This window comes from Moorena sp. SIO4E2 (genome assembly GCF_010671945.1).
Lineage (GTDB): Bacteria > Cyanobacteriota > Cyanobacteriia > Cyanobacteriales > Coleofasciculaceae > Moorena > Moorena producens.
Genome location: NZ_JAAHIE010000666.1, coordinates 1 through 3,453, shown reverse-complemented (window position 1 = coordinate 3,453; position 3,453 = coordinate 1). Strand labels below are relative to the sequence as shown.

Annotated in this window: 4 protein-coding genes; all 4 read right to left on the bottom strand. The window is 41.7% G+C overall.

All coding sequences use genetic code 11. The features are described 5' to 3' along the window. A partial coding sequence (locus tag F6K37_RS35090) for a DsbA family protein (protein WP_287255467.1) occupies positions 1-404 on the bottom strand: 404 nt, incomplete at its 3' end. Between the two features lie 131 nt (positions 405-535). Next, the gene (locus F6K37_RS35085; RefSeq protein ID WP_287255465.1) at positions 536-1,990 is read right to left on the bottom strand and encodes a M15 family metallopeptidase; all 1,455 of its coding nucleotides are present in this window, start codon (positions 1,988-1,990) and stop codon (positions 536-538) included. Positions 1,991-1,999: 9 nt separating this feature from the next. Beyond that, on the bottom strand, positions 2,000-2,167 hold the full coding sequence (locus F6K37_RS35080) for a hypothetical protein (protein WP_287255464.1): 168 nt from the start codon (positions 2,165-2,167) through the stop codon (positions 2,000-2,002). 216 nt (positions 2,168-2,383) lie between these two features. After that, positions 2,384-3,453: VWA domain-containing protein (locus F6K37_RS35075; RefSeq protein WP_287255462.1), on the bottom strand; the 1,070-nt coding region annotated here is incomplete at its 5' end.

Sequence of the window (3,453 nt, the reverse complement as noted above, 5' to 3'; positions counted from 1 at the left end):
GGCAAATGCTTATATACTAAGGTTACCTGATCGGAATGTTTGTCCATAAACTGCTTTACGCTTTGGTTAGCTTCGGCACAAAATGGACATTGAAAGTCAGAAAACTCCAACAGCACAATGTTATTTTCCGCCACACCAGTAGTAGGAGAATTCCCAATTATCGATGCTGGCTCTGTACTCATTTGCTGCAAAAATGCTTGCCTGGATTGGGCTAGCTCTTGCTGTTTTTCCTGCTGGTAAGCTTGCAGGGACTGTAAAATAGCCTCTGGATTATTCCGGATAATGCTTAACACTTGCGCTTCTAGTTTATCAGTGTTGGCAAGATTGTTGCTGCAACTGCTTAAAGTGAGCAAACATAGGAATAAGCTAACAATAGTTAAGGAAATTAGAGACAACTGTTTCATTTTAAACTGTTTACTGTTTAGTAGTAATGACCAACTGTTTACTATAGCATTTTTCAGAGTTATCAAGTACAGTCCAATTAAGAACGCCCAGATATCAGTGACATAACTCCTTTAAACCAAGTCAACCACCATCAGCTTTCCTTCGGGAAGCCATCAACAGGGGAGTTGTTCAGTCGTTGTTCAGTTTCAGCATCGTAACTGCCATTCTCTTCAATTCGGTCTGTTGGATTGTTCAGATTCCAGAGTTGCTGGAAAGCAAGGACAGAATCAGCTCCGATGTTAATGGTATTGCCTCCTCGATAGTCGAAATGTTGATCGTCCGCCGCTCCAAACCATCGCCAGCCATACTTTTCTAGAAAGGGTTTCCAAGCCTGATAATCTCGAATATCGAGCGCTAGACCACTCTGATGATTACTTCTAGATGGAGGAGCAACGATTAGAATCTCGCAACGCCGATTACGGCCATGGTTAAATAGGACTAGTTGGTCAGCAATGGTTCGATAGGCACTTGCCACGACTAATGATTCACCTCTTTCATCAATAGCTTGTTGAAGTGCTTGTTTAGCTGGTGGTTGAAGATAGAGCCAAGTAGCCTCTTCCATCTCTACATTCAAATCTTCAAAACTGACCAGGGAATTGGGACGTACGACATTTAGCCGATTGATGAGTTGTTGATCAAGTCCACGAACCTTACCTATCCCCTGAGAGAATGAGCAGGTAGTAACATCCTTAACTTCGAAAACTTCGAATTGAGAGGCTTCTACTACTACTCTAGGTGAGGGACTTAGTATTAGAGCGTTTTGAAACAAGCTTACTCCTCCAACTAAAACTAAACTAAGTATCCCCGAGGTCACCCAGTAAACTCTAAAAGATTTCGGTTTTTCCCTAGTCAATTCTTTATTCTTAGGGAGTAGTAAACGAACTCCAGCAACATGAACGTGATTACCCCAGCGTCGAATTTTGTCAAATTCAGTTTTTGCCCCCTTCAAATCACCACGAGCAAATCTGGTCATACCACGACCATAAATCAGCAGCTTCTTAAACTTAGATAGGGGCTGATCTAAAGTTTCTACCACAGCAGCAATCCGGATTATATCATCCCGGTCGTGCTGATATGCTCGTGATAGGGCTAATCCTAATCCCTTGGCTGATGCTTTTGGTCGAAGATAAGCCTGGGCTGTCCACCGTTGAGCTTGGGCAAAGTCCTGAATATCTGGGTCATCGCTTTCTAGTTGCGGCTCGATATAGACTAACAAAAATTCAGATAACTCTTTAATACGCTGTTCACCAAAATTGTGATTATCTTTGAGATAATTCAGCAGCATCTCCCGGATAGTTGCATCCATTTCATAGATTTCTAATCCCACTTCTTCCCAAAGACCAGAAAACAGTAAATCTGTGACAGCTACCCAAGGAATATCTATCCCTCTACCCTTGACATCTTGCTGAAAATTTGTCCAAATACAGTACAACAAGTCAGGGGTAATCGCTAAGGGTAAAGCAGCGTGACAAGCCAGTAAAAAATGTGCCTCTCCAAAGCGTTTTTTAAAGGATTTAATCTGTCGTTGGATAGTGTCAGTTTTCATGGTTTCATGTTAGATAGCAAAGGGAGTAGGGAGTAGGGAGTAGGGAGTAGGGAGTAGGGAGAATAAAATTGAATATAACTCATTAGTACGAAAAACGCTATATAGTTTTTTTAAATAGATCCTGAAAACCAATGCTGACTGATCATGACACCAAAAACTCCTCGCATATCTTGACACTGTTCCCTGTTACCTTTTTCTATGAATCCTATGTTTACATCTGAAGTCAACATCTTATAGCGTTTATCATAGCTATAAGCTACACCGAATTGTTTACCTATTCCCTATTCCCTATTCCCCATTCCCTGTTCCCTGCTCCCTGCTCCCTGCTCCCTACTCCCTTTGCTAGCTAACCCAATTGAAAACAGCTCTATAATCAAAATACCTTCAGTTCACTCATCGTACCCGCAAAACATTTATTGCATTTTGTAAACCTTCGCGACTGAATTCAAACATTGGTACCAAAGGTCTAATCTCACCAGCAGTTGTCCCATTCCAACGGTTGCAAGGCATGGGATTAAGCCAAGCCATGGCACGCACCTGCTGTTTGAGTTGTCCGAGAAAGGCTTTGGTCAATTCAATCCGCTGAGGGTTAAGTCCACCACGAGCAGCACCACCATCGCTAAACATCAAAACTACAGTCCACTGCACAGGAAGCTGGGAGAAAATCATGGTAATGGATTCTGCTTCAAGGTGATCACGGTCGTGATAGAGGTAATCCACTGGACAATTGTGAAAATAGTAGATAGTGGTTTTACCCCAGCGTCCAGCTTGTAAGGCAGTTTCTGTTAGCCGATGGGATAGTCGATGAAACGGTATCATTGAGCCTCCTTGGTCGATTAACAGTAATAGCTCCGTACGATTGACCCGAGGGGAGATAAAGACAGGCTCTAGCAATAGACCTTGCCGTCCAATCTGGTTAACGGTTGCCTCGATGTCTAGTTCTGTCCGAGGTCCTTCTCTGACCAGACTGCGCAAGTAACGCCAGCTTTGTTTCATTTGCCTACGGGTAACGGGATAGTATCCTGTAGTGATCACAATGCGATCGCTAAACCCTGGCTTAGTCTTACGAGAACTCTGCCTTACTGTTTTCGCAATTTGTAATTCATCTATTTCATGAATGATTAGTACTGGCTTAAACAGTGTTTCTTGCGGGCGATTGCGAGATTTAATAATGTTCCAAAATACCCAGACAGTCAATAACGATCCTCCACCTATAGTTAGGATAACTGGCCAAATACTATTGTTTTTATTATTCGTATTGTTATCAAAATTATTGATAGCTATTCCATTGGGATTAGTTGGGGGTGTTACTGGATTTTTTTCTTTTTCTTGAATTACTTCTTGTTGCTCTGGTTGAGGTTTTATTAGAGGAATTATATTTGATATAATAATTACAATTCCAATAATAACTACTCCTACTCCTAGAAACCAATAACTAAGTCTTGGTAAATAGTTATTTACCA